The following is a 25,778-nucleotide window of genomic DNA, read 5'->3' on the forward strand; positions in this document are numbered from 1 at the left end:
GCCGACGCGCCGACAGGGTGTGTCGGCCCCTTCCTCAAAATGTTCCCCCCCCAAACTGAAAGGTCCGCCTCATGAAGCGTGCCGCGTCCCCCCTTTATGTCGCCGCGATCCTGGCTCTTTGTCTTCCTGCTGCAGTCAGCGCGCAGTCCTGGAGCGATCAGGCGGTTGATCCCGCTGCGGATCATCCCGAAGTTCCCGTCTCTTATGAAGACGATGGGCGGTATTACAGCGAAGATGACAGCCCGACCTTCAACATCGGTGATGATGGGACAGTCGACTGGCTGACCTTCTCGGGTTTCCGGCGCTATCATTCCGAATGCCACGTCTGCCACGGGCCGGACGGTGAAGGGTCGAGCTATGCGCCCAGGATCAAGAATTCTGCCGTAAACATGGATTACTATGCCTTTGTCGACACTGTTGTGAACGGTCGTCAGAACGGCAACTCGGTCATGCCGCACTTTGGCGACAACAAGAACGTCATGTGTTATCTGGATGACATCTATGTCTACCTCAAGGCACGGGGCATGGAAGCCGTTCCGCGTGGCCGTCCCGCCAAGAAAGCCACAAAATCGGATCTGATTGCAGAGACTGAAAATGCCTGCATGGGCTGAAAAATCTCTGGCAAGTGCCATTGCCGTCACGGCCCTGCTCTTCTCCCAGGCGGGGCCGGGTGTGGCGCAGACCTCTGACCTTGTGTCCAAGACCGCGTTCAGGGTTTGCGCCGATCCCGCCAATGCGCCCATGTCCGACAAGGCCGGTACGGGCTTTGAAAACAAGCTGGCGGATCTGTTTGCGGCCAAGCTGGACCTGCCGGTGCAGTATGAGTGGTATCCGATGGCCACTGGGTTCGTGCGCAACACATTGGGGTCCAACAAGTGTGACGTTGTCATCGGCTATGCCCAAGGCGACGAGATGGTGCTGAACACCAATCATTACATGACTTCGGCCTTTACCCTTGTGGTGCCGAAGGAGTCGGATCTGGCTGATGTGACGCAGCTGTCTGATCCGAGGCTCAAGGCGGTCGATATCGGCATCATCGCAGGCAGTCCGCCCGCGACGCATATGGCACGCAATGCCCTGCTGAAGAATGCAAAATCCTATGACCTTATGGTGGACCGACGCTACGAATCGCCAAGCATTGATCTACTGAACGATGTTCGGGACGGTGTCACCGGGGCGGCGATCCTTTGGGGTCCGATTGCGGGGCCGCTGGTCAAGGCGGATTATCCAGGGCTGATGGTTACACCGCTGCTGAAGGAAACGCTGCCGCCGCGCCTGTTCTTTCGCATCACCATGGGGGTTCGCATGGGCGAAAAGGTGTGGGAGCGTAAGTTGAATTCGCTTATCCGGCGAAATCAGGATGAGATCAATGCGGTGCTGGTCGAGGCTGGCGTGCCGCTGGTCAATGACATGGGGACCGAGATGATGGTGGTCGGGCAGTGACGACGCGGCTGGCGGTGGGGGTGATTTGCGCCTTTTTGCCGCTGGCGGCCTGGGCGGTCGAGGAACCGGGCGGCTATCGGATGGAAGAGTTCCGCGACCCGGTGCCTGATACCCTGAGCGGAGCAACGGTGGTCGGCCCCGAGGATGCGCATGATCTGTGGGAAACCGGCAATGTTGCCTTTGTCGATGTGCTGCCGCAGGCGCCGAAACCGGCGGGTTTGCCAGAAGGCACACTCTGGCGCGACAAAAAACGCAATTCGATCCCGGGTGCGATCTGGCTGCCGAATGTTGGCTATGGTGCCTTGGCGGACAGTTATCACGCCTATTTCCAGGCCGGGCTTGAGAAGGTGACCGGCGGGGACAGGGATCACCCGGTGCTGTTCTTCTGTCTTGAAAATTGCTGGATGTCTTGGAATGCCGCCAAGCGGGCGTTGGAGTATGGCTATTCATCCGTCTACTGGCTTCCTGAGGGTACAGATGGCTGGGCGCTGTGGGATTATCCGCTGGCAGAGGTGAAGGCCGAGCCAGAACCCGGCGCCGAATAGCGCGCAGCCCGGAATTGCGGGCTGCTTGTCTGGCACTTAATACCCAGTCAGCCGTTTGCTTGCATGGGTCACTGTGCCACTGCTATCTGTCATGGTCACATCCACGGATTGCGATTGACCTGGGATTCCCAGCGACACACGCGGGTTTTCTGACAGGGAAATGCTGCCGGTCAGGTCCACATACCCGCGCCCGTCCAGATCGATCGCGACATCCTCGACATAGCGCATAGGCACGAACAGCAGGGTGATCTGATCCATCTGCATCCCCGAATTGCTCGGATGGGAGATGTCGAGATCCAGCCGGTGCTGGCGCAGGGACAGGGCGCTGAGCGCGTCGCCCGACCCGGTGCCGAACATCTGGTCGATGCCGATGGTCATGTTGCCGAGTGTGGCAAGCGCCTCTTTCAGATCGCTGCCCGGTGGGGCGGAACAGGCGCCCTGACCTGAGGTCTTAACAAAAGCTTCGGCAACGAAGAGCTGGCCATCGGTGGTTTCGGCCACCACATGCATCGGCGTCGGGCCGTTGACCCGCATGGTCACGTCAAAGAAGAACCGCGGCTGGGGCTGTTCAAGGGTGAAGACCGCCGATACCGGCATCGGGTTTTCATCCAAAATCAGCGTCACACTGCCCAGCAGAAGCCCGTCGGGCGCCGCGATCTGTGCGGCGACTTGGGTGCGGGCATCGTTGTCAGTTCTGTAGGGCACGTCGATCGAAATATAGGGCGCGCCGTCGTTCAGCGTTCGGCTTTCATAAAGGGCATCTGACAGATCCGGCCAGGCGGGATCATAGGCAAAGGCGGGCAGGGCGGATGCCAGCAACAGGGGCAGGGTCAGAGCCGTAAGCTTCATGGTCAGTTCCTCTGCTGAATGAAGGTGCCAAAGGCGCGGGGGCCATCTGCTGTCTCGATTTCTCCAACCACTTCCAGCGTGGCGGCATCTATCAGGCTGACGGTGTTGGAAAACCAGTTCGCGACGACAATGGTGGCGCCGTCACTGGTGGTGTCGATCCCCTCGGGGTATTCACCGACGTCGATTGTTGTGATCGTCTCAAGCGTGGCGAGGTCGATCACGCTGACCGAATCGCCATATTGGTTGGTGACAAAGGCGCGCCCCAAGGCAAAGGCCACGCCATAGGGGCGTTCCCCGGTCTTGACTGTTCCGAGAACCTCACCCGAAACGGGATCGAGCACAGTCATATCGTTGGTGCCGACATTGGCCACGAAAAGCCGCCCGTCGGGGGCAAAGCGCAGGCCAAAGGGGCGGGCGCCGACGGTGGGGCGTAGATGCAGGTCCAGCGTGGCAAGATCGAAGATCGAAACCTGATCTGAATCGCGATCCGCAGAGGCCAGCCATTGGCCATCTTCAGAAACGGTCAGTCCAGCCGGGGCGCTGCCGGTTTCCAGCACCTGCAGAGTCTGGAGCGTTTCAGCGTCCATCACCCAGATCCGCGCATTGTACCAGTCCGACACGAAGATCAGGTTCTGTCGCGCGTCATAGGCCACGCCGATTGGCCCGCCGTCCAGCTGAGCCGCCGCCAGAATAGTGCCGGCCGCATCCAGCCTGCGCACCACCTTGCTGTCGGGTGAAACGGTAAAGACGTGCCCCTTGAGATCCACCGCCACCCCTGCGGGTTTTCCGGGAATGGAAATACGCGCGGTTTCGGTGCGTGCGTCAAGGTCCAGTATGCTCAGCTCCTGGCTGTTCTGGTTGGTCACATAAGCAAAATCCCCCGCCGCCAGTTGCGTGGCGACGAGGGTCATCAGGGCGACAAGCGTCCCGGTGCGGGACTTACGGTGCGCCAAAGCGTTCCACGAGCGCAGCCATACCCGCGTCATAGATCGCCGTTACTCCGGCAATCGCGGCTTCGTCGTTCAGTTCTGCGGGTGGGTCGTTGTTTGGGTAGCCACGATAGAAGGCACCGCGCCATTCTATCAGGGATCCGCCGCCATCGCGTGGTTTGACCGTGAGGTGGGACGAATAATTGGTGACTGGCAACACTTCGACGGCGACGTCGTCGATGTAGTAGGAATAGCTCATCTTGTCGGCGTCGTATTTGTACAGCGACTCGGTGATGGTCGGGCCGCCCGCTTCGCCAAGGACCAGTACGCGGACCGACTCGAGGTCGTTGCCGCCCTCGCCTTGGGTTTCGAACACGGCGGGGTGCCAGCTCATGTCATGGAAATTGCCGATGACCGACCAGACTTCTGCCGGGTCAGCGGCCACTTCGGCGGTCACGGTGACTTTTTGGCGGGACGGTCCATGGGCAAAGGCCATGCCGGGCAGGATCAGCCCAAGCACCACCAGAAGATATTTCAGTTGTCGCATAGGTCCTCACGATTTGAAGAAGTTGTTTTTAAGGATGTAGCGCATGCCACGCAGCCACGAGTCGTCTGTGTTCGAGCGTATGTCGACGGACATGCCACGTACGATCTCTCCGCTGGTCACATCGCGCATCACCAGGTTCATGTTCAGGATCAGGTTGGAAACCTTCTGCACCTGGCCATGCAGGATGTACGTCGCTCCCAGCTTTTCCCCCATGCGCACGTCGCAGCCATAACAATTGCTGGGATTGAAGGTGCGCGCAAGCTCTTCGGAGACGGAGGAGATGTCCATGAAGTCAAAGCCCTGCTCTTTGAATGCCTGGGTTACTGTGTCTTCGAGCAGTACGATCCTTTCCGCCTCGTCCGGGCGTTCGCCGAAATAGGCACCTTCGGTCGAGGTGTCGGTGAAGTGGATGCCGAAAAAAGCGACAGACCCGTGCTGGTCAAGGGCGCCCTGCGCCAGAAGCGGCCCTGCGCAGAACATCAGCAGGACGGAAAGGATGATATGTTTCATGGGTTGCATCGTGTTGCAGTCGGCAGGGCGCGGCAATGCTCCAAAAGTATTGGTAGGGGTTGCTGCCCATCTCTGGCAGTGTCGCGGCAGGCCCCGGAGGAGGGGTGGGAGGATACCTTGAAATTTTTGCGGATCATGCTGATTTTCGGCGTGTCTTTCCTTGTCGCGGGGCAGGCGCTTGCGGTTGATGTGCGCGCGGTGGTGTTTCGGATTGATTATCCCACGCTGGCGCCGATTTCCCGCTTTGACCTGCTGCCCGAGGATGTCGGATTTGCCGGCGCACAGCTTGCGCAAGAGGATAACATGACCACGGGTCAGTTCCTTGGGCACAGCTACACCCTGAAAACCGTGGGCGTCGCGCCGCAAGAGGCCGATGCGGCCTTCGATGCGTTGCTGGCCGAGGGCGAGACGCTGATTATCGTCATGGCAAACGCGCCGGATCTTTTGCGCCTGTCCGACAGGGCGGGGAATGGGGTTCTGCTGCTGAACGCTACGGCACGCGATACCACCCTGCGCGATGATCAGTGCCGCGCCAACACGCTGCATGTGGCGCCGAGCCGCGCGATGCTGACGGATGCGGTGGCCCAGTTCGCCATGTGGAAACGCTGGCCCAGGTGGTTCATGATCCATGGATCCAACCCGGCGGATCAGCTGCTGGCCGCGTCATACCGCACCTCTGCCAGCAAGTTCGGTGCCAAAATCGTCGAGGAGCGGGAGTTTGCGGATACCGGCGGATCGCGCCGCACCGACACCGGTCATGTGCTGGTGCAAAAGCAGATCCCGGTTTTTGCTCAGGATGCCAAAGACCATGACATCGTCATTGCTGCGGATGAATCAGACGTCTTTGCCCCCTATCTGCCGTTCCATCTGTGGACGCCTCGACCGACGATGGGCTCTGCCGGGTTGCGCCCTGTGTCGTTTCACCCTGCACATGAGGCCTGGGGGGCCACGCAATTCCAGCGTCGGTTCGAGGCCCTGACCGGGCGCTATCTGCGTGAAGAGGATTATCAGGTCTGGCTGTCCCTGCGCGTGATCGGAGAGGCCGTGACACGTACCGGCAGCAACGATGTTGCCACGCTGCGCGGCTACATCCTCTCGGATGCCTTTGAACTGGCCGCGTTCAAGGGCGTTGCCGTGACCTTTCGCAACTGGAACGGTCAGATGCGCCAGCCGATCCTGCTCTATGACGGGCGCATCACCGTCAGCGTCTCGCCGCAGGATGGCTATCTGCACCAGCGCTCTCCGCTGGACACCTTGGGGCTGGACGACCCTGAATCCGCCTGTACCGCCTTTGACTGAATCCCTGGGAGGATTGCAATGCATCACCTGTTCCTGACGACCGCGCTTGTGGCGGCTTTGGCGACGCCTGCCTTCGCGAACAAGGTCTTTGTGACCAATGAAAAGGGCAACACCGTCAGCGTGCTCGACAGTGATACCTGGGAGGTGATCAAGGAATTCGAGGCTGGGCACCGCCCGCGTGGCATCACCATCTCGCCTGACGGCAAGTTGCTTTATGTGGCGGCGAGCGATGATGATCAGGTTAAAGTCTTCGACACCGACACCTATGAAGAGCTTTATTCCCTGCCGTCGGGGCCCGATCCCGAACAGTTCGTGCTGAACCCGACAGGCAGCCCTTTGTACATCGCCAACGAGGATGACAATCTCGTCACCGTCACGGATACCGACAGTCACATGGTGCTGGCCGAGATCCCTGTGGGGGTGGAACCGGAGGGTATGGCGTTGAGCCCGGACACAAAATGGGTGGTGAACACGTCAGAGACGACGAACATGGCGCATTTCATTTCCACCGACGATTACAAGATCAAGCACAACGTGCTGGTCGACCAGCGCCCGCGCTATGCCCGGTTTACCGATGACGGCACATTGCTGTTCGTGACCTCGGAAATCGGTGGTACGGTCAGCGTTATCGGCATTGCTGAGGACGGCACCCCGACGCTGAAGACAAAAATCGGATTTGGGCTGCCCGGTGTTCTGCCGGAATGGCTGCAGCCGGTCGGCGTGCGGGTGACGACGGACGACAAATGGGCCTTTGTGGCGCTGGGACCGGCCAATCGTGTGGCGGTGATCGACGTCGAAAAGCTTGAGGTCGTGAAATATATCCTTGTGGGGCAAAGGGTGTGGCAGATGGCCTTTACCCCGGACGAGAAATACCTGATCACCACAAATGGCAATTCCAACGACGTGACCGTGATCGACGTGGCCGACCAGACCGCGATCAAGTCGATCCAGGTGGGGCAGCAACCCTGGGGCGTTGTCGTCGCACCGGACTGATCGGGTGACACATTCCTTGGGAGGGGACAGATGAACAAGAGCCTGAAATTCGCAACTGTGGTGTTTGTCGGCGTGATTGCCGCCACCGGAGTCTGGGCGCAGGATCTGCCCGTCATCCGCGCCGCAGTGCTGCAGATCGGCACGGTGAATTGGGAGCTGAGCACGATCATCGACGCCGCTCTGGACGAGAAGCATGGTTTTGATCTGCAGATGCAGCCCTATGCCGACAACGGCGCGACACGTGTTGCGGTTGAAGGGGGCGAGGCGGATATCGCCGTTGCCGACTGGATCTGGGTCGCGCGGCAGCGGGCGGCGGGTAAGGAGTATGTTTTTGTTCCCTATTCCAAGGCCGTAGGCGGCGTGGTTGTCCCGGAAGACAGCACTGCAAGCACCTTGCAGGATCTCAGGGATGGCAAGATCGGCATCGCGGGCGGGCCGCTGGACAAGAGCTGGCTGATCCTGCGCGCCTATGCGCAACAGGAATACGGCATGGACCTCAAGGCTGACACAGAACAGGTGTTTGGGGCGCCGCCGCTGATCTTCAAATCCGGTCTTTCGGGCGATCTTGATGGGGCGATCAACTTCTGGCACTTTCTGGCCAAGATGAAAGCGGGCGGCATGCGAGAACTGATTTCGGTCGAGGCCGCCTCGACCGCGCTGGGGTTGAATCCCGAAACGCCGCTGCTTGGCTATTACATGAAACAGAGCTTTATCGACTCCCATCCCGGGATCGCGCAGGCGCTATATGACGCCTCGCAGGAGTCTAAGGCGCTGATGGCCGGTGAGCCGACGGTATGGGAGGCGTTGCGCCCGCAGATGAACGCCGGGACCGACGCCGAGTTCGAGACGCTGAAGGCCGATTACATCGCCGGATCACCCGCGCGCGGGCCGGTTGATCTGGACGGTGCCGACAAGTTCCTGCAGCTGATGGCCGATCTGGGGGGCGAAGAGCTGGTCGGGCAGGCGACGACCCTGCCCGAGGGCCTGTTCGCGGATGTGAAGTGACAGCCCGCCCGATGATCGAAAAAGGCCTTGTTCCGGCGCTCTCGCTTATCGGGCTTTTGCTGTTGTGGGTTGTGGCGGCGGCGCTGACTGCTGATGCGACGATCCTGCCAACGCCTTGGTCCCTTGTCGGGCCGTTCCTGCGCGAACTTCAGTCCGGAGAGCTGCTGTTTCATCTGGGTCATACGCTGCTTCGGGTGATCTGGGCCTTTGTTCTGGCAATGACTGTCGGCATGGCGCTGGGTCTGGTCATGGGGCGGTTTCCAAAGGTGGACCGCTGGCTGGATCCCTGGCTGGTGGTGTTTCTGAACCTGCCGGCGCTGGTGCTGATCGTTCTGTGCTACCTCTGGATAGGGCTGAACGAGACGGCGGCAATTGTTGCAGTGACGCTGAACAAGGTGCCCAATGTCACGACGATGATCCGCGAAGGCGCGCGGTCCTTCAGCCCGGATCTGGACGCCATGGCGACGGTCTATCGCATGCCGCCGGTCACACGTTTGCGCCATGTGCTGTTGCCGCAGCTGGCGCCTTTTGTCGCTGCCGCTGCGCGGTCGGGTGTCGCGGTGATCTGGAAAATTGTGCTGGTGGTGGAATTTCTGGGCCGTTCAAGCGGGATCGGGTTCAAGATTCATCTGTATTTCCAGCTGTTCGATGTGCGTATGGTGCTGGTCTATGCGCTGTCCTTCATCATCGTCATGCTGGTGGTTGAATGGTCTGTCCTGCAACCTTGGGAACGGCGCGTGCGCCGCTGGCGGATCGCATGATCAAGGTCGATGTCACCCGCAAGTTTTATGGCGACACCCAGATTCTGGGACGTATCGCTTTCGAGATCAAGCGAGGCGAGACGGTGGCCGTGCTTGGCCCGTCTGGCGTGGGAAAATCGACCCTTCTGAGGATCATTGCGGGGATAGATCACACATACGAGGGGCAGGTCACGCGGCCCGAAAAGATGGCGATCGTGTTTCAGGAACCGACGCTTTTGTTGTGGCGATCTGTCCTGCAAAACCTGATGCTGATCCATCCCGGCCTGTCGGATCACGCGGCCCGGGGGATGCTGGAGAAGGTCGGGATTGGCGGCAAGGCGGATCTGTTTCCCGGTCAGTTGTCTTTGGGTCAGCAGCGGCGGCTGGCATTGGCGCGGGCTTTTGCGGGCGATCCGGAGTTCCTGATCATGGATGAACCCTTTGTGTCGCTGGATCCGCAGACGGCCGAGGTGATGCTGGCGCTGACCGAGACGCTGATTGCCGAGGTGCGACCGGCGACCCTGTTTGTCACCCATGCCCGGGCTGAGGCCGAGCGCTTGCGTGCGCGAATTCTGGAATTGCGCGGCACCCCGGCATCGCTCGCGCCGAGGCTTGTCTTGTGAAGTGACGTCCTGACGAAAAAGGCCAGAGCGTGGAGGAGACACGCTCTGGCCACTCAGGTCGCAACCATCGGGAGAGACTGGTTACGACACAGGGTTGGGCACCGGCTTTCCGGCGAAAAAGGCGTCGAGGTTGTCGGCGACCATGTTGCCCATATCCTCGCGCGTTTCAGTTGTGGCGCTGCCAAGGTGCGGCAGCAGCACAGTGTTTTCCATGGCGATCAGTTCGGCGGGCACGTCCGGTTCGCCCTCGAACACATCCAGACCGGCGCCGCCCAGCTTGCCATCTTGCAGCGCCGCAATCAGGGCTCTCTGGTCGATGACATCGCCCCGGGCGGAGTTGATGAGCATGCCCTTGGGCCCGATCAGCGCCAGCCGTTCGGCGTTCATCATATGAGTGTTTGCGCCGCCGCCCGGCAGATGCAGCGACACGACATCGGACGCCGCCAGCACATCCTCGATCGTGTCCAGACGCATCGCCTGCAACCCGTCCAGCTTTTCCGCCGACACGTCGCTGCGGTTGAAGAACACCACATTCATGCCGAAGGCCGCCTGTGCCCGCCGGGCGGTGGCGATGCCGATGCGACCCATGCCGATGATGCCCAAAACCTTGCCGCCAAGGCGCGTGCCCATCATGTGGGTGGGGCGCCAGCCCGCCCATTTCCCGGCGCGCAGCTCGCGTTCGCCTTCGCCCGCGCGGCGGGCCAGCATCAGCATCAGGGTCAGCGCCGTGTCCGCGGTGCAGTCGGTCAGCACGCCCGGCGTGTTGGTCACGGTCAGACCCGCGCCTGTCGCCGCAGTAATGTCGATGTGGTTGAAGCCCACACCGTAATTGCCAAGGATCCGGGCGCGGTGGCCGCCCGTAAAAATCGACGCGGGCAGCTTGTCGGAAACCGTCGGGCAGACGGCGTCGTGGTCATTCAGGGCCGCGCCGATGGCGTCAATCGTCATCGGCACGTCGTCGGTGTTCAGCGTGACATCGTAATCGACGGACAGTCGTTTTTCGACGGTGTCCGGCCAACGACGCGTCAGCAGGATCTTCTTTTTGGTCATGCAGCTACTTTCTTGCCCGTCAGCACGGATTCGACGGTTTCGCCAAAGGCTGCGGGGTGCGGAACGATAGTGTGGCCAGCCTCGCGGATGATCTCAACCTTTTCCTGCGCGGATTCGCCAAAGGCCGAGACGATGGCACCGGCATGGCCCATACGCTTGCCCTTGGGCGCGGACAGACCGGCGACATAGGCCATCAGCGGTTTTTTCATATGTGCCCGGGCCCATTCGGCGGCTTCGGCCTCTTGCGGGCCGCCGATTTCGCCGATCATCACGACCGCGTCGGTGTCGGGGTCCTGTTCGAACAGTTCGAGCACGTCCTTGAACGAAAAGCCGTTGATCGGATCGCCACCAATGCCGACCGAGGTCGAAACCCCGATCCCGCGTGCCTTCATCTGGCTTGCGGCCTCGTAGCCTAGCGTTCCCGAACGGCCCACGATTCCGACCCGGCCGGGGATGTAGATGTTGTCGGGCATGATGCCCATCATCGCCTCGCCGGGTGTGATGGTGCCCGCGCAGTTGGGGCCTGTCAGGATCATGCGATCCTCTTTCTTGTAGCGGCGCATGTAGCGTTTCACGCGCATCATGTCCTGCGACGGGATGCCATCGGTGATGCAGACGCAGTATTTGATGCCCGCATCTGCCGCTTCCATGATGGAATCCGCAGCAAAGGGGGGCGGGACAAAGACGATGGAGGCCTGCGCCCCAGTCTCGGCCACGGCGCCCTTGACGGTGTTGAACACCGGCAGATCCAGATGCGTGCCACCGCCCTTGCCGGGGGTGACGCCGCCGACGAGATTGGTGCCGTAGGCCTTCATCTCTGCGGCATGAAAGGTGCCGATGCGTCCGGTAAAGCCCTGGACGATCACCGGCGTGGTCTTGTTCAGAAGAATGGACATCGCGTATTTCCCCCTCAGGCTGCGTTGCGTTGCGTGGATTTCAGGGCAGCGACGGCAGCGACAGCGGCGTCTTTCAGCGTATCGGCTGTGATGACATGGGGCGCCTTTTCGCGCAGGATGGCCTTGCCCTCATCCACCTTGGTGCCGGACAGACGCACGATCAGGGGCATGTCAACGCCGACCTCTTCGATGGCCTTCACGACGCCCTCGGCCACCCAGTCGCAGCGATTGATGCCGGCGAAGATGTTCACGAGGATCACCTTGACGTTTTTGTCCTGCAGTACCGCACGGAAGCTTTTTGCCACCCGTTCAGGGGATGCACCGCCGCCGATGTCGAGGAAATTGGCCGGTTCGCCGCCTTCGATCTTGATCATGTCGAGCGTCGCCATGGCAAGGCCGGCACCGTTGATGATGCAGCCGATATCACCATCAAGGCCGACATAGGACAGACCGCGATCCGAGGCGAAGGTTTCACGCGGGTCCTCTTGCGACTTGTCGCGCAGTTCTGAGATTTCCGGGCGCCGGAACAGGGCGTTTTCGTCAAACGACATCTTGGCATCCAGCGCGATCACCTCGCCCTTGGAGACAACCAGCGGGTTGATTTCGAGCATGGAGGCATCAAAGTCGCGAAACACCCGGTAGCAGCCAAGGATCGTATCGACCGCCTTGCCGATCAGTGCGCCGTCCAGACCCAGACCAAATGCGATCTCGCGCGCCTGAAATTCGCGCATGCCGAGGCCGGGATCGACCGAGGCACGGACGAGGCTGTCAGGCTCTTCCTCGGCGATCTGTTCGATCTCCATCCCGCCAGAGGACGAGGCGACAATCATGATCCGCTCTTCCTTGCGGTCGAGGACGAAGCCCAGATAGAGTTCACGCTCGATCGGCACGGTTTCTTCGATGTAGAGCCGGTTGATCAGCTTGCCTGCGGGGCCGGTCTGGTGTGTGACCAGCTTCTGGCCCAGCAGCTTTTCAGCTGCCGCTGCCACCTCCTTGTCATTGCGGCACAGCACGATCCCGCCGGCCTTGCCCCGAGCGCCGGAATGGACCTGCGCCTTGACGACCCAGGCTTCTCCACCAATCTCGGTCGCACGGTAGGCGGCCTGTTCGGGGCTGTAGGCTAGGCCGCCACGGGGCATGCGGATGCCGTGCGTGGCCAGCAATTCCTTGGCCTGATATTCATGGATATCCATCTTAAGTCCTCCCTTAATCCGGTTATGCTGCGCGCGCCTTGAGCACCTTCTGGACGGCAAGCACGTTGTTCGCCATCTTCTCCGACGCGGCGTCGATCATCTTGCCGTCGAGGCTGGCCGCGCCCTTGCCCTGTTCTGCCGCCTCTTTCAGCGCGACAAGGATACGTTCGGCGCGCTGCACCTCGGCGTCGGTGGGCGAGTACTCCTCGTTCGCCATGTCGATCTGGCTGGGGTGGATGGCCCATTTGCCTTCGATCCCCAGCGCCGCGCCGCGTTTGCAGGCATCGCGGAAGCCGTCGGGATCGCTGAAATCCCCAAACGGTCCGTCGATGGGGCGCAACCCATAGGCGCGACAGGCGGTGGTCATGCGCGACAGGGCGGCGTGCCACTGGTCGCCCGGATAGTTCGGGTTCAGACCGCCGATGTTGACTGTGCGTGCCTTGTGGAAGGCGGCATAGTCGGCCACGCCGAAATGCATCGCCTCGAGCCGGGACGGGGCTGCTGCAAGTGCTTCGACATTGGCCATGCCGAGGGGGGTTTCGATCAGCGCCTCTAGCCCGACCTTGCGCTTGTAGCCCATTGCCATCTCGATCTGGTTGCACATGGCTTCGACCATGTAGACGTCAGCGGGCAGGCCAACCTTTGGGATCAGGATTACATCGAGCTTGGAGCCCGCCTGTTCCATCACATCCACCACGTCGCGATACATATAATGGGTGTCGAGACCATTGATGCGCACCGAGGTGACCTTGTTCTTGCCCTTCCAGTCGATGTCGTTCAGCGCCTCGATGCAGTTCTTGCGCGCCTGTTCCTTGTCATTCGGCGCGACTGCATCTTCGAGGTCGAGGAAGACGACATCGGCATTGCTGTCCGCCGCCTTCTGGATCATCGCAACGTTTGAAGCAGGCACCGCGAGGGTCGAGCGCTGCAACCGGGCGACGCGCATACCGTGTACTGTATGGCTCATTTTCTGTGGTCTTTCCTGTTGGTCAATGGATCGCTCCGATCACTCGGCCGCGATAGCCTTGCCGGATTTCGCCTGGGTGCTGGTGAAGTGTTCGATGGCGGCGCCAACGCCGGACCCGGCCTTGATGTTCATGCCGACGTCGATCATTGACATTTCCGCAACCGACAGAGCCGTGCTGACCATGCCTTCGTTCAGCCAGCCGAGGTGACCGATTCGGAACACGCGGCCCATGACCTTGGACAGTCCCGTGCCGAACGAGGTGTTGTATTTGCTGTATCCGGTCGAGATCACGTCGCGGGCATCGAACCCTTCGGGCACCAGGATCGCGCTTACGGTGTCGGAATGCCACTTGGTTTCTTTCGCGCAGAGCTTGAGGCCCCAGGCATCCACCGCCGCGCGCACCCCGGAGGCAAGACGGTGATGGCGCGCCCAGATGTTTTCCAGACCTTCCTTGTGGATCATGTCGCAAGACACATCGAGACCCTTGAGCAGCTGGGTCGCCGGTGTGTAGGGGAAATAGCCCTGATCGTTGGTCGCGATCATATCGTCGAAACTGAAGAAGGTACGCGGGAATTCCGCATGTTTATGCGCCTCAAGCGCCCATTTGCTGACCGACAGGATGCCCAGACCGGCGGGCAGCATAAATCCCTTTTGTGACCCCGAAACGGCACAGTCCACGCCCCAGGCATCCTGATCAAATTCGATTGACCCGATGGAGGACACGCCATCGACCATCAGCAGGGCCGGATGGTTGGCGGCGTCAAGCGCGGCGCGCACGCCTTTGATGTCGGAGCTTACGCCGGTTGCAGTTTCGTTATGGGTGGCGAAGACGGCCTTGATCTCGTGACTGGTATCGGCCTTCAGACGCTCTGCATATTTTTCGACTGGGACGCCTTCGCCCCATTCGCAATCGAACACCTCTACATCCAGACCAAGACGTTGTGCCATGTCGACCCAGAGATGTGAGAACTGGCCAAAGCGGCTCATCAGAACTTTGTCACCCGGGGATAGTGTGTTCTGGATTGCCGCCTCCCAGGCACCGGTGCCGGAGGAGGGATAGAGGAAGACACGGCCGGTTGTGTTCTTGAACACGCGCCGGACTTTTTCGAAAAGCGGCTTGGTGAAATCGGGAAAATCCGGGGCGCGCATATCCTGCATGCTGACGTTCATCGCCATGCGGACTTGCTCGGGCATATTGGTCGGACCCGGGATGAAGAGATGATTGAAACCGGCCATTGGTGTTTCCTCCCTACGGAAATGCATTTTCTGAGGGAAGGATGGCAGCGGGCGTGCTCAGCCAGAACACCTTGCAGGATAGGAAAGCACGTCTTGGGGAGGGGTTTAAGCCTACCCGTTGGGGATAGGACGACGGTTGCGGGAAATGTCGCGATGCAAGTTGAGGCAGGACGTTCACGCAGTGGTGACAAAATGATCCCGGCCAGAGAGATTGCACGTTTGACATATCTGATCGAATAAGTAAGGTATTCCTCGCAGGGTCTGCAAATCCAACTTTGAGGACATCTGCCCACCATCTGGTGGACAATCCGAACTGACACTGCACGGGATCCTGCCCTCATGATCGTATGCCACTGCAAGAACATCTCGGACCACGATATTCTGAGAGCCGTCGAATGGATGCGTGCTGCTGATGACAAGACGATCATCACCCCGGGCAAGGTGTACCGGGCCTTGGGGAAATCGGCGGATTGTGGCGGTTGCATGCCAATTTTCCTGTCTGTCATGCGCTCTAGCAAAAGTTTGCAAGTTCCAGTTGAACTGCGTAATCTGAGAGGGTCAAAAACACAGGAATTCCGTAATGAACGGCGACACGAAAGTTATTGAGTATCTCAACTCGGCCCTGCGCAGCGAGCTGACGGCAGTCAGCCAGTATTGGCTGCACTACCGCTTGCAGGAAGACTGGGGTTTGGGCCACATGGCCAAGAAATCCCGCGAAGAGAGCATCGAAGAAATGAACCACGCGGACAAGCTGATCGCGCGGATCCTGTTTCTGGGCGGTCATCCCAATCTGCAGAAACTTGACCCGCTGCGCATCGGACAGAACCCGAAAGAGACGCTGGAATGCGATCTTGCCGCCGAGCAGGAGGCGCGTGCGCTGTATATGGAAGCCCGTAAATACGCCGAATCCGTCGGTGATTTTGTGACCAAGAACCTGTTCGAAGAGCTCATGACGGACGAGGAAGGTCACATCGACTTTCTCGAAACGCAGCTTGATCTGTTTTCCAAGATCGGCGAGGCGAAATACGCCCAGCTCAACGCGTCCAAGATGGACGAGGCCGAGTAAGCCACTTCGGGTTCATTTCAAAAGCGCGGGGCAGTCAATCTTCGGCCTCGCGCGAATAGACAGCCACGGCCATCGCGCGGTTGCGCACGCCCAGCTTGTCATAGAGATTCTTGAGATGATATTTCACCGTGTTTTCAGAAATGCCTGTCCGGTTGGCGATCTGCTGATTTGTCCAGCCTCGTGCCAGCACAGCCAGTAATTCACGTTCCCGAACCGTTAGCTGAGACAAAGGCGTGTCGTTGATCTGAGTGACATCTATATAGGGCACACAGAGTCGCCCGTTGGCGACCGCATGCAGCGTGTCGAACAGGACCGAAGGATCGTCGAACTGATAGCAATAGCCCAAAGCGCCCAGTCTGACCGCCTGACGCACATGGCCCAGATCGCGGTTGTTGGAAAAAATCGTTGTGCGCATGCGGCTTTGCCGTGCCTTCAGCGCGCGCAGAACATCCGGCGCGCCCATATCGGAGAGTTGCCAAGACAGCACGACAACATCCGTGTCTTCTTCGGCCATCGCAAGGACATAGGCGCCGCTTTCCGTGCTGGTCACCAGGCGGAATCGCGGATCTCCCTTGAAGCACATGCCAAGGGCCGAGACGACAAGGGGATTTGGTTCGGCAAGGACGACCCGGATCTGGGCCTCCACCCCACCCGGCGGATTCTGCATGGTTCTCCTCCCGTCCCCATGGCGAATATTTTTTTTCATCGCTCCGCAAAGCAGACCCGACAGCTGTATGCGTGTCTACCTATTCTTTCGGCTGCGTTCATCGGTGCGCAATTTTATGTCCCGCCCGACCGGGTAGGGAGACTTTTCCGGCAGGACGAAATCTCGTCGCGAAACGGCAATTCAGTCTACTGTCTAGTTGCCCCGGCACTATGATCCGTGGCAGTCGCTTGGGGTTGCCAGTGACTTGGGAGGGAAAATCATGAGCCACAAGACAGATATCCAGATCGCCCGTGAGGCTTCGAAGCGTCCGATTCAGGAAATTGGTGCCAAGCTTGGTATCGGTGCCGAGGACATGCTGCCTTATGGCCATGACAAGGCAAAGATCAGCCAGGAATTTATCACCTCGGTTCAGGGCCGCCAGAATGGCAAGCTGATCCTCGTGACCGCGATCAACCCGACCCCGGCGGGCGAGGGCAAGACGACGACCACGGTGGGGCTGGGGGACGGTCTGAACCGGATCGGTAAGAAGGCCTGTATCTGCATCCGCGAAGCCAGCCTGGGGCCGAATTTCGGCATGAAGGGTGGGGCCGCCGGCGGCGGATATGCGCAGGTTGTGCCGATGGAAGAGATGAATCTGCACTTCACTGGCGATTTTCACGCGATCACCAGCGCGCACAATCTGCTGAGTGCGATGATCGACAACCATATTTATTGGGGCAATACGTTGGACATCGACCTGCGGCGGGTTGTCTGGCGGCGCGTGCTGGACATGAACGATCGTGCGCTGCGCAATGTCGTTACGTCCCTCGGTGGTGTGGCGAACGGGTTCCCGCGTGAAACCGGATTTGACATCACCGTCGCGTCTGAAGTCATGGCGATCCTGTGTCTGGCCAAAGATCTGGCAGATCTGGAAAAACGGCTGGGCGACATGATTGTGGCCTATACCCGCGACAAGGCGCCGGTTTATGCCCGCGACATCAAGGCCGACGGCGCGATGACCGTGTTGCTCAAGGACGCGATGCAGCCGAACCTCGTGCAGACGCTGGAAAACAACCCGGCCTTTGTGCATGGCGGCCCGTTTGCGAATATCGCCCATGGCTGCAATTCGGTAATCGCGACGACCACCGCGCTAAAGCTGGCAGATTATGTGGTGACCGAGGCAGGCTTTGGGGCTGATCTGGGTGCCGAGAAGTTTCTGAATATCAAATGCCGCAAGGCCGGGCTGTCCCCGGATGCCGTTGTGATTGTTGCAACCGTGCGCGCGATGAAGATGAACGGCGGCGTGGCAAAGGGCGATCTGGGGGCCGAGAATATCGCGGCAGTCAAGGCGGGTTGTCCGAACCTTGGCCAGCACATTGCCAATATCCAAGGCTTTGGCGTGCCGGTGCTGGTGGCGATAAACCACTTCGCCGGAGATTCCGAGGCCGAGGTGCAGGCGGTGAAAGAGTATGTCGCCGAGCAGGGCGCCGAGGCTGTATTGTGCAAGCACTGGGCCGATGGCGGCGCCGGGATCGAGGAGATGGCGCAGAAGGTCGCGGACCTGGCCGATTCTGGGGTGTCCCGCTTCAAGACGCTTTATCCAGACGAGATGCCGCTGTTCGAAAAGATCGAAAGCATCGCCAAGAACATCTATCACGCCGACGGTGTCGAAGCTGATGGCAAGATCCGCGCACAGCTGAAGGAATGGGAAGAGCAGGGCTATGGCCATTTGCCGATCTGCATCGCCAAGACGCAATATTCCTTTACCACCGATCCGACCCAGCGTGGCGCACCGAGGGGGTTTACCCTGCCTGTGCGTGAAGTGCGGCTGTCTGCGGGCGCGGGCTTTGTCGTGGCGATCTGCGGAGAGATCATGACCATGCCGGGCCTGCCGCGTGTGCCCGCGTCTGAATCGATCCGGCTGAACGATGAGGGCCTTATCGAAGGGCTGTTTTGATACGAATCCTCTGACAGGAGCAGAGCGCCCAGGCGGCGCTGCCCCCGGAGGATAATTTTGACCCAGAGCAGGGTAGGGTGACTACGCCCTGTCCCCCGCTTGTGACGAACTGGAGATCCGATGACCGCGACAGTGATTGATGGCAAGGCTTTTGCCGCGAAAGTGCGTGAACAGGTTGCCGTGCATGTGACCACGCTGAAAGACAAACATGGGATCACGCCTGGACTGGCCGTGGTGCTGGTGGGTGAGGATCCGGCAAGCCAGGTTTACGTGCGATCAAAGGGCAAGATGACCGTCGAGGTCGGCATGAATTCCTATGAACACAAGCTGGATGCCGATACGTCCGAGGCGGATCTGCTGGCCGTGGTGGACAAGCTGAACAAGGATCCGGCGGTGCATGGCATTCTTGTGCAGTTGCCGCTGCCGAAACATCTGGATTCCGATCTGGTGATCAATTCGATCGACCCGGCCAAGGATGTGGACGGCTTCCACATCTCGAACGTCGGCCTTCTGGGCACCGGGCAGAAATCCATGGTGCCCTGCACGCCGCTCGGCTCGCTGATGATGCTGCGCGATCATCTCGGGTCCTTGTCGGGGCTGAATGCCGTGGTGCTGGGCCGGTCGAACATCGTGGGCAAGCCTATGGCGCAGCTTTTGCTGAATGACAGCTGCACGGTGACCATCGCGCATTCGCGCACCAAAGATCTGGCCGATGTGGTACGGCGCGCCGATATCGTCGTTGCCGCCGTAGGTCGGCCCCAGATGGTGCCTGGGGACTGGATCAAGCCGGGCGCAACGGTGATCGACGTGGGCATAAACCGCATAGACGCTCCTGATCTGGGTGAGGGCAAGACCCGGCTTGTCGGCGATGTCGATTACGCATCCTGCGCAGAGGTGGCCGGGGCAATCACGCCGGTGCCGGGCGGTGTCGGTCCGATGACCATCGCCTGTCTGCTGGCGAACACGGTCACCGCCTGCTGCCGCGCCAACGGGTTGGCAGAGCCTGAGGGGCTGACTGCCTGAGCCAGCGATCAGTCAGCGCCTGCCGGAAATCCTTTGGCGGGCGTGTTCAGTTCGACGAATGTCAAAGTCGGTGCGTTAGATCGGCTATAGGTCTAGGTCCAGAAGCGCCTGCCGCATCACCTGCGGGTCAGCCTCTACGCCTGTCCAGTATTTGATGCCGATCACGCCTTGCTGCACCAGCATGCCCAGCCCGTCCACGGTCTGACAGCCGCGCGCCTCTGCGGCTTGGAGCAGACGGGTCAGGGGCGGATTGTGGATGCCGTCGGCCACCACCATTGCCGGTGTCAGGCTGTCAGTGTCGATATCGGGCATGGCCTCCACATCCGGATAGAGCCCGACCGAGGTTGCATGGATCACGATGTCGGTGTCCTGCGGCACAGAAAATGTCTGCGTCCAAGGGGCATATTCCGCCTGCGTCGGGGTTTGATCGTTGAGAAGGTCCACGACCGCCTGCCCACGCTTCGCGCTGCGGTTGACGACGGTGATCCGCGCGACCCCGGCAAGGGCCATTTCCACTGCCACGGCGCGCGCGGCCCCGCCCGCCCCAAACAACACAACAGATTTGCCCTTTGGGTCCACCACTTCGCTTAGGGCCGCGACAAAGCCGCGCCCATCTGTATTCTCGCCGATCAGCCGGTCACCGTCGCGCACGATGGTGTTGACCGCGCCGATGATTTCCGCCGATTTTCCCAGCCCGTCCAGATGGTCGATCACCGCGACCTTATGCGGGATGGAACAGTTGAACCCGCGCCAGCCCATGGCCCGCGCGCCGCGCACCGCATCACCCAGATCATCAGGCGCGACCTCGACATTGATATAGCGCCAGTCAAGGCCATGGTGCGCAAAAGCAGCCTCGATCATGGCAACCGTCGGGTTTTCGGCGGCAGGTTGTGCAAAGGATCCGGTGAGGGGCAGGAGAAAGTTCATATGATTGGTCCTTGTAGTTGAGGCGGCGCGTGTGTCGCGCAGATGCGCCCCGACCCTCAGCGCCTGGGCTGCGATGGTCAAGGCAGGGTTGAGCGCGGCAGAAGACGCAAAGAACCCCGCATCCACCACGTAAAGGTTCGGATGGTCATGGGCACGACACAGGGCATTGAGCGCCGAGGTCGCGGGGTCATCGCCCATCCGTACCGTGCCGCATTGATGCGACGGGGTCTGAATGGCTGTGTTGCACAAATACAAGAGGGATTCATGTCGTGAATCCAGTGTGGTAGCTGGCCCTCATGAGCAAACCGCACACTACGCAACTCTCGGTCTGAAGCGTTTTCTGATGGCGTATTTTTTGCCTGTGATCAGGGGAGTGTGGTTTGTGCGAAGGCGGCGGCGCAGTTCATCGAAACCAGTTCTGAACCACGACTTTGAACAGTACCCATGCTTCTTCCGGGCGGGGTATTTTGACCCCATGAGCCTGGAAGCTGTGTGACATGCCATGGCGAGAGCGATCGCGCAGACCTCCATCAGAAGGCTCAACTTTTTGGAGAGTTCCATCCTCGTATCCTCGAGGTTTAGCCCCTTTGTTTTGCTGTCAGCAAACATGCACTCTTGACGATGAAGGTGCTGTTCGGGATGGCCCTGCGTCAGACTACGGGCTTTGTGGAAAGCCTGCTGCGGCTGACGGGACTCAATTGGGACGTCCCTGACTTTAGCACCATCTGCCGCCGTCAAAGGACGCTTGCGGTCAACATTCCGTATCGCGGCGCGAACGGCCCACTGCACCTTCTGATCCCCTCTCGGGCATTGCTGCGCAATACCCTGCCTGGCGGCGGACAGCACTGGCTTCAAGGTCGAAGGAGAAGGCAAATGGAACGCCCGCAAGTATGGCGGCTGCAAACGGCGTGTCTGGCGCAAGATCCACATTGGTATCGACGAGCGAACGCTGGAAATCAGACCCGTCCATTGCCCGGCAGGCGATTTGCATAGCAAATCTGCCGAGAGGGGAGATCACGGGCAGCAACACCGGGGATGCCCCGATGTTGCCTCATCTGCTCAACCAGATCCCGCACGATCAGGAGATTGGCAGCGTGACCGCGGATGGCGCATACGACACGCGCCGATGCCATAACGCCATCCACCGCCCGGCAGTGCATTTTTACATGCATGAGAGGGGCCGATCGTGGAGCCTCTGCGGTGATACCGCCACGCAGAAATGCCCAGCCATGGAAGCCAACCACTGCCGGCGCCATCGCCAGGAACGACGCACTCCGCGCATCAAGATATCTGTGTCGAGCACTCTGGCGAAACTGGAGCGGATACCACCGCCGGAGTTGCGTCGAGACAAAGATGCACTGCGTTAAACTACTCGGCCAACGCCTGATGGCACGGGGCTTCGACCGCCAGGTCGCGGAGGTTCAGGTGCGCATCGCGATCCTGAACGGCTACACCGCTCTTGGCATCCCTGTCACGAAAGCCGTGGGGTAAATCCGTCTGGGGAAAGGGGGGAACCGTTCGTCAGCTGATTTGCGCAACAGAGTCGCTACACAGTCCAGACATGCTTTTTCGCAGTTTCATGCCGTCCCGCCAGATCAGACGCACTTGCGATTTGGGCCAAGATCACACCCGAACGCGGTGCGGTCTGACCTTTCGCGCCGGAGAGCGACTGCCCATTCTGACTGCAAGTTGACGATCCTGTTTCCAGGTATCGCGATGTCCTAAGATTATGCACCTGAAGACGACACGCTGAACTCTCAAAATAGGACAGCGTGTCGTTGCTATGGGTACAGCGTTCGGGTCGCCAACGTATTTGGCACAGGTCAGCCAGAATGTTACGTCTTTGGAATGATCCCGTCGACGCGCAGGCGATCGAACAGATCAAAGAAGGCCCTGTCCGTCGCGACATACCCCGTGAACCCCATCGCGCGGCTCTTGCTCATGTCGGTGACAACTTCGATCGGGCGGCCCAGATCGGCGTCCGTGTGCCACGGTGACGCCAGTCGCGACAGCTCACTTTCGGCAAGACCATGCTTTTTGGCGATCTCCGCCCAGACCGGGGCATCCTCTTTCATCTGCTCTTCCAGCGGGCGTTCCACACCGTCGAACTCTTCGACCTCCACACCGAAGTAGTCCCCGATCCGGTGCCACATCCAGTTCCAGCGAAAGACATCACCATTGACGATGTTGAAGTCTTCGTTGCGTGCCGCCGGGGTGGTCGAGGCCCAGATCACCTGCGCTGCCAGCTGGCGCGCATCGGTCATGTCGGTCAGCGACTCCCATTGCACCCGCGATCCCGGAAACCGGAACGGCCGCCCCGTCGCCTTGCAAAGCTCGGCATAGACGGCCAGCGTGGTGCCCATGTTCATCGCATTGCCGACCGCCTTGCCGATGACCGTGTGTGGGCGATGGATGCTGTAGCCGAAACCGTCGCGGGTGGCGGCGGCAAAGACCTCATCCTCTTGCGCATAATAGAAGTTTGCGACATCCATCCGGCCCTGATTTTCGCGGAACGGCGTCTTTGGCAGCGTGCCCTTGCCATAGGCCTCGAACGGCCCGAGGTAATGCTTGAGCCCGGTCACAAGGGCGACATGCTCCACGCTGCCAGCCGGGCGAACGGCGTCCAGCAGGTTGCGGATCATGGTGCCGTTGACGCGGATGTTCTCGGCCTCGGTGGCCTGACGCAGCCAGGTGGTCAGGAAAACATGGGTCGGTTTGAGCCCTTCGAGGGCCAGCGCCAATCCCTCGGGGTTCAGCAGGTCTGCGGCAACGTGTGTAACCCCCTCCTGCTCCTGCGGGCTGCGGGCTAGGCCCAGAACGGTCCAGCCGTCCTCGACCAGTTTGGCCGCGATGGCGCTGCCCTGGATGCCGGACGCGCCGACGACGAGTGCTGTCTTTGTCATAGGAATTCTCCTGTCGCTTCAATCTATGACAGGCACCTAGCCAGCCGGGCCGCATTTCGCTAGACGGCACCAAAGCGGAACGTAGTTACCTTAAGGAGACCACCATGCAGGATGATGACTGGCGCGAGGATTGTGCGCCGCGCCGCGTGTTAGAGATCTTTGCGACCAAATGGACCAGCATGATTCTGCACACCCTGAACGCCCGCCACAAGGGTGCGGCGCGCAGCGGCGCGTTGCACCGCAGCCTGCCGGGCGTGTCCAAGAAGATGTTCGTGCAGACTCTGCGCGATATGGAAACCGGCGGGCTGCTCGACCGTCATATCGACAGCACCGTACCGCCCGCCGTGACTTATCGGCTGACGCCGCTTGGCCATCGGTTCGTGGGCCTCGTGGATCTGGTCTATGACTGGGGGCGCGACAATGCCGATGCGCTGGATGCCCTTCAGCCCCGGGAAGGCGCCCGCCGGACACGGAGCACAGTTCTGTCGCAAAGCGAGCATGACGCTTAGTGGGGTTGGCATCGGATATAGCGATGATGCGAGTTCTGCAAACGGCTTTATCCCCTTGTTCGCGTGAGCCCTGACCAAAAACGATGTTGCGACTATGGGGTTATTGCTTCGGACATCTCCTGTCCAAGGGCTGAGATCGTGAGCCCAGGCGTGGCGGTAGAATGTTGCAGAAAGGGGAGTGGCGCTCCGAATGAAACAACGTTGTGGTTTTTTCTTGAACGGCTGAAAATCGCTGGGCTTGGCGTCGATATTTGAAACGACCATTGATCGTTTCTCGTCGCGGCCTTTCAGCCCGGTTGTTCAAGCCTTTGTGGGAGCGGTGTACGGCGCCGGCGCGAAGGTCTTGGTCGGCGATACCGCAGCAGCGCAGCTTTTCTCCACCAAAACGTTTGGCATGGGCGTGCTTGCGCCGTTGTACCAGGATTTCCAGCAAGTCACCGTTCGCATCCAAGACCTGCCAGAGCCAGTGGATCTAGCAACGGACAGAGAGGAGAATGTCGTGGTGGTGCCACTTGTCGGCCGCGGCAGGACAGTCGCGCCAGATCTTTGCTGTAATTTGTGTTCCCGAACTGTTCGCACCACACTAGGAAGCTTTCGTAGGAGACAATCACGGGTAGTATTGCAGAGCTTTGACGCCCAGTTTTTACTTCTGGACCGGAGTGATCCATTGATTGACTGAACGGGTTGGTCTTTCGCTGTGAGACACGGACCACTGGTCGGCCACAGCGGATCAACAGGGTTCTCAGGTGTCTGTCTGCGCGTTTGCTGAACCCCATGAACAGCCTCTTGTCGCCGATCGGGTGCTGTCGTGGAACAGCTCCATCGCTGTGCCAAAGGCACGCTCGCAGCGTGACGCGGCCAGATGCAGGCCGGTCGTGAACTCTTGGCCTTGGCCCACAGCTGTCGCTTTCTTTGGGGCGACACCGCAGATGCGTACGAACCGGCGGCCGATGGCCGTGATGCGCTCGTTGATTTGCCCCAAAAAGTTGAACGGGTCGCCAATGATCTTTCCGCTCACTGCGCTCAGCCCGTTGGCATGATCCTCAAGAATCTGCGGGATGGCATTGCGCGCCCGTCTGATCGAAAGGGTGATTGATATACCGCGGTCCAACAGCAGGCCTCGCATTTGGCTCATGAGTGCGGTCCTGTGATCAACGAGGCGGCGTCGTCCGCGTTGCACGGCCTGAATGTCTTGTTGTTCTTCTGTATTGGTCGGCACGAACTTCATATTTGGCAGCATCAGGGCGGTGCAGATGGCATCAGCATCATTCTGATCGTTCTTCTGATGCTTGACGAAGGGTTTGACCTATTGCACGCGATCTCCTTCACCGAATAGCCGGGCGCTTCGAACTGCCTCTGCCAATAGAACGCCCCTGTGCAAGCTTAGACGCCAACAACACAAGGGCCCAGCTCAGCACTCTGGGCCAGCAGTCCTTCTTGCCAGATGCGGCGCTTCAACACGGCCTGTCCGTCAGCGTCGGCTTCGTGCAACTTGAACACGGTCTTGCCCAAGTCAATTCCAACGACTGCGACTGATATATTGCTCTCCATTCTGCTGCGTCACAGCCGCAGCGTTGCTCATGGCTGGAGAAACATCGATCCCGTTAAATGGCGCAAGCGCAACAGTGTCGAGGATCGCAGCCTACTCCACATCAGCTGCTGCCGACGTCAACGTTCGCGCAAGAAGCCGTTGCTGTGGCACTGCGCCAGACGCTTCTGGTCTCGCTTGATCCTGCCTGCCTTCCGCAGTGTGAATACCGCCACTCAACGCTGTGGGAAGTATTGGCTTCGTTCAAACAGCGCCACAAAAACAGGCTCTGAGCCCGCCGAGACCTGCCAGTTTCGGCGGGCTATCGCCGCATACTTGACAGCGCTTGCTAGAGGCTTGAACACAAACGCGTCTTACGTCACTTGCCGAAGTC

Annotated in this window: 28 protein-coding genes and 1 pseudogene; 16 read left to right on the plus strand and 13 right to left on the minus strand. The window is 60.0% G+C overall.

Annotation, left to right across the window (positions count from 1 at the left end):
- The first annotated feature begins 71 nt into the window (after positions 1–71).
- Genes P775_RS04520 through P775_RS04530 form a run of 3 tightly spaced genes read left to right on the plus strand, consistent with a single transcriptional unit; the run spans position 72 to position 1,988 of the window.
- A complete protein-coding gene (locus P775_RS04520; RefSeq protein ID WP_099909848.1) occupies positions 72–611 on the plus strand; it encodes a c-type cytochrome, methanol metabolism-related in 540 nt (179 codons plus the stop codon).
- Entirely contained in the window at positions 595–1,443 is an 849-nt protein-coding gene (locus P775_RS04525) for a substrate-binding domain-containing protein (protein ID WP_099909849.1), read from the plus strand. Before P775_RS04520 ends, P775_RS04525 begins: the two co-directional genes overlap by 17 nt.
- Positions 1,440–1,988 (plus strand): PQQ-dependent catabolism-associated CXXCW motif protein, encoded by a 549-nt coding sequence (locus P775_RS04530; protein WP_281256058.1) that lies wholly within the window; start codon positions 1,440–1,442, stop codon positions 1,986–1,988. Before P775_RS04525 ends, P775_RS04530 begins: the two co-directional genes overlap by 4 nt.
- Before the next feature lie 36 nt (positions 1,989–2,024).
- Here the strand turns inward: P775_RS04530 and P775_RS04535 are convergent, their stop codons facing one another.
- Genes P775_RS04535 through P775_RS04550 form a run of 4 tightly spaced genes read right to left on the minus strand, consistent with a single transcriptional unit; the run spans position 2,025 to position 4,823 of the window.
- On the minus strand, positions 2,025–2,837 hold the full coding sequence (locus P775_RS04535) for a quinoprotein dehydrogenase-associated SoxYZ-like carrier (RefSeq protein ID WP_099909850.1): 813 nt from the start codon (positions 2,835–2,837) through the stop codon (positions 2,025–2,027).
- A gap of 2 nt (positions 2,838–2,839) precedes the next feature.
- Positions 2,840–3,823 (minus strand): YVTN family beta-propeller repeat protein, encoded by a 984-nt coding sequence (locus tag P775_RS04540; protein ID WP_245875566.1) that lies wholly within the window; start codon positions 3,821–3,823, stop codon positions 2,840–2,842.
- Positions 3,777–4,313: an SRPBCC family protein gene (locus P775_RS04545; protein ID WP_099909852.1), complete on the minus strand. Its 537-nt coding sequence runs from the start codon at positions 4,311–4,313 to the stop codon at positions 3,777–3,779. Before P775_RS04545 ends, P775_RS04540 begins: the two co-directional genes overlap by 47 nt.
- 6 nt (positions 4,314–4,319) lie before the next feature.
- Positions 4,320–4,823, minus strand: coding sequence for a DUF3280 domain-containing protein (locus P775_RS04550; protein ID WP_099909853.1), 504 nt, complete (start codon positions 4,821–4,823; stop codon positions 4,320–4,322).
- Positions 4,824–4,958: 135 nt separating this feature from the next.
- Between P775_RS04550 and P775_RS04555 the strand changes: the two genes are divergently transcribed.
- The 5 genes from P775_RS04555 to P775_RS04575 are packed head-to-tail and all read left to right on the plus strand — an operon-like array spanning position 4,959 to position 9,483.
- Positions 4,959–6,122: an ABC transporter substrate-binding protein gene (locus P775_RS04555; RefSeq protein ID WP_099909934.1), complete on the plus strand. Its 1,164-nt coding sequence runs from the start codon at positions 4,959–4,961 to the stop codon at positions 6,120–6,122.
- 18 nt (positions 6,123–6,140) lie between these two features.
- Positions 6,141–7,115 (plus strand): YVTN family beta-propeller repeat protein, encoded by a 975-nt coding sequence (locus tag P775_RS04560; protein WP_099909854.1) that lies wholly within the window; start codon positions 6,141–6,143, stop codon positions 7,113–7,115.
- A gap of 30 nt (positions 7,116–7,145) precedes the next feature.
- On the plus strand, positions 7,146–8,120 hold the full coding sequence (locus P775_RS04565; protein ID WP_099909855.1) for an ABC transporter substrate-binding protein: 975 nt from the start codon (positions 7,146–7,148) through the stop codon (positions 8,118–8,120).
- A gap of 11 nt (positions 8,121–8,131) precedes the next feature.
- The gene (locus P775_RS04570) at positions 8,132–8,881 is read left to right on the plus strand and encodes an ABC transporter permease (protein WP_099909856.1); all 750 of its coding nucleotides are present in this window, start codon (positions 8,132–8,134) and stop codon (positions 8,879–8,881) included.
- Positions 8,878–9,483, plus strand: coding sequence for an ABC transporter ATP-binding protein (locus P775_RS04575; protein WP_099909857.1), 606 nt, complete (start codon positions 8,878–8,880; stop codon positions 9,481–9,483). Before P775_RS04570 ends, P775_RS04575 begins: the two co-directional genes overlap by 4 nt.
- Before the next feature lie 81 nt (positions 9,484–9,564).
- On the opposite strand, the gene P775_RS04580 is transcribed toward P775_RS04575, so the two are convergent.
- The 5 genes from P775_RS04580 to P775_RS04600 are packed head-to-tail and all read right to left on the minus strand — an operon-like array spanning position 9,565 to position 14,825.
- Positions 9,565–10,533 (minus strand): 2-hydroxyacid dehydrogenase, encoded by a 969-nt coding sequence (locus P775_RS04580; protein WP_099909858.1) that lies wholly within the window; start codon positions 10,531–10,533, stop codon positions 9,565–9,567.
- Entirely contained in the window at positions 10,530–11,429 is a 900-nt protein-coding gene (sucD, locus tag P775_RS04585; protein WP_099909859.1) for a succinate--CoA ligase subunit alpha, read from the minus strand. Before sucD ends, P775_RS04580 begins: the two co-directional genes overlap by 4 nt.
- A gap of 14 nt (positions 11,430–11,443) precedes the next feature.
- Entirely contained in the window at positions 11,444–12,622 is a 1,179-nt protein-coding gene (locus tag P775_RS04590; RefSeq protein ID WP_099909860.1) for a malate--CoA ligase subunit beta, read from the minus strand.
- Positions 12,623–12,644: 22 nt separating this feature from the next.
- The gene (locus P775_RS04595; protein WP_099909861.1) at positions 12,645–13,589 is read right to left on the minus strand and encodes an HpcH/HpaI aldolase/citrate lyase family protein; all 945 of its coding nucleotides are present in this window, start codon (positions 13,587–13,589) and stop codon (positions 12,645–12,647) included.
- A 39-nt stretch (positions 13,590–13,628) separates the two neighbouring features.
- A complete protein-coding gene (locus P775_RS04600; protein ID WP_099909862.1) occupies positions 13,629–14,825 on the minus strand; it encodes an aminotransferase class V-fold PLP-dependent enzyme in 1,197 nt (398 codons plus the stop codon).
- A gap of 339 nt (positions 14,826–15,164) precedes the next feature.
- Here P775_RS04600 and P775_RS04605 point away from each other — a divergent pair, with 339 nt between their 5' ends.
- On the plus strand, positions 15,165–15,431 hold the full coding sequence (locus tag P775_RS04605) for a (2Fe-2S)-binding protein (RefSeq protein ID WP_099909863.1): 267 nt from the start codon (positions 15,165–15,167) through the stop codon (positions 15,429–15,431).
- On the plus strand, positions 15,406–15,891 hold the full coding sequence (gene bfr / locus P775_RS04610; protein WP_099909864.1) for a bacterioferritin: 486 nt from the start codon (positions 15,406–15,408) through the stop codon (positions 15,889–15,891). Before P775_RS04605 ends, bfr begins: the two co-directional genes overlap by 26 nt.
- A 34-nt stretch (positions 15,892–15,925) precedes the next feature.
- On the opposite strand, the gene P775_RS04615 is transcribed toward bfr, so the two are convergent.
- Positions 15,926–16,558, minus strand: coding sequence for a LuxR C-terminal-related transcriptional regulator (locus P775_RS04615; protein ID WP_099909865.1), 633 nt, complete (start codon positions 16,556–16,558; stop codon positions 15,926–15,928).
- A 259-nt stretch (positions 16,559–16,817) separates the two neighbouring features.
- Between P775_RS04615 and P775_RS04620 the strand changes: the two genes are divergently transcribed.
- Both P775_RS04620 and folD read left to right on the plus strand, forming a co-directional pair.
- Entirely contained in the window at positions 16,818–18,494 is a 1,677-nt protein-coding gene (locus P775_RS04620; protein ID WP_099909866.1) for a formate--tetrahydrofolate ligase, read from the plus strand.
- Positions 18,495–18,614: 120 nt separating this feature from the next.
- Positions 18,615–19,517: a bifunctional methylenetetrahydrofolate dehydrogenase/methenyltetrahydrofolate cyclohydrolase FolD gene (folD, locus tag P775_RS04625; protein ID WP_099909867.1), complete on the plus strand. Its 903-nt coding sequence runs from the start codon at positions 18,615–18,617 to the stop codon at positions 19,515–19,517.
- Positions 19,518–19,601: 84 nt separating this feature from the next.
- On the opposite strand, the gene aroE is transcribed toward folD, so the two are convergent.
- Positions 19,602–20,699 carry a shikimate dehydrogenase gene (gene aroE, locus P775_RS04630; RefSeq protein ID WP_099909868.1) on the minus strand — a complete coding sequence of 366 codons (1,098 nt, stop codon included), beginning with the start codon at positions 20,697–20,699 and terminating at the stop codon, positions 19,602–19,604.
- 360 nt (positions 20,700–21,059) lie between these two features.
- On the opposite strand from aroE, the pseudogene P775_RS04640 reads away from it, so the two are divergent.
- A pseudogene (locus tag P775_RS04640) lies at positions 21,060–21,935 on the plus strand (IS5 family transposase); the annotation flags it as partial.
- Positions 21,936–22,279: 344 nt separating this feature from the next.
- Here the strand turns inward: P775_RS04640 and P775_RS04645 are convergent.
- Positions 22,280–23,347, minus strand: coding sequence for an SDR family oxidoreductase (locus P775_RS04645; RefSeq protein ID WP_099909870.1), 1,068 nt, complete (start codon positions 23,345–23,347; stop codon positions 22,280–22,282).
- 104 nt (positions 23,348–23,451) lie between these two features.
- Between P775_RS04645 and P775_RS04650 the strand changes: the two genes are divergently transcribed.
- Positions 23,452–23,856 (plus strand): winged helix-turn-helix transcriptional regulator, encoded by a 405-nt coding sequence (locus P775_RS04650; RefSeq protein WP_099909871.1) that lies wholly within the window; start codon positions 23,452–23,454, stop codon positions 23,854–23,856.
- Between the two features lie 238 nt (positions 23,857–24,094).
- A complete protein-coding gene (locus P775_RS04655) occupies positions 24,095–24,535 on the plus strand; it encodes a hypothetical protein (protein WP_099909872.1) in 441 nt (146 codons plus the stop codon).
- A gap of 63 nt (positions 24,536–24,598) precedes the next feature.
- On the opposite strand, the gene P775_RS04660 is transcribed toward P775_RS04655, so the two are convergent.
- On the minus strand, positions 24,599–24,991 hold the full coding sequence (locus P775_RS04660; protein ID WP_099909873.1) for a hypothetical protein: 393 nt from the start codon (positions 24,989–24,991) through the stop codon (positions 24,599–24,601).
- Positions 24,992–25,003: 12 nt separating this feature from the next.
- Between P775_RS04660 and P775_RS04665 the strand changes: the two genes are divergently transcribed.
- Entirely contained in the window at positions 25,004–25,192 is a 189-nt protein-coding gene (locus tag P775_RS04665; RefSeq protein ID WP_099909874.1) for a hypothetical protein, read from the plus strand.
- Positions 25,193–25,778 lie beyond the last annotated feature (586 nt).

The organism is Puniceibacterium antarcticum (genome assembly GCF_002760615.1).
GTDB classification, from domain to species: domain Bacteria; phylum Pseudomonadota; class Alphaproteobacteria; order Rhodobacterales; family Rhodobacteraceae; genus Puniceibacterium; species Puniceibacterium antarcticum.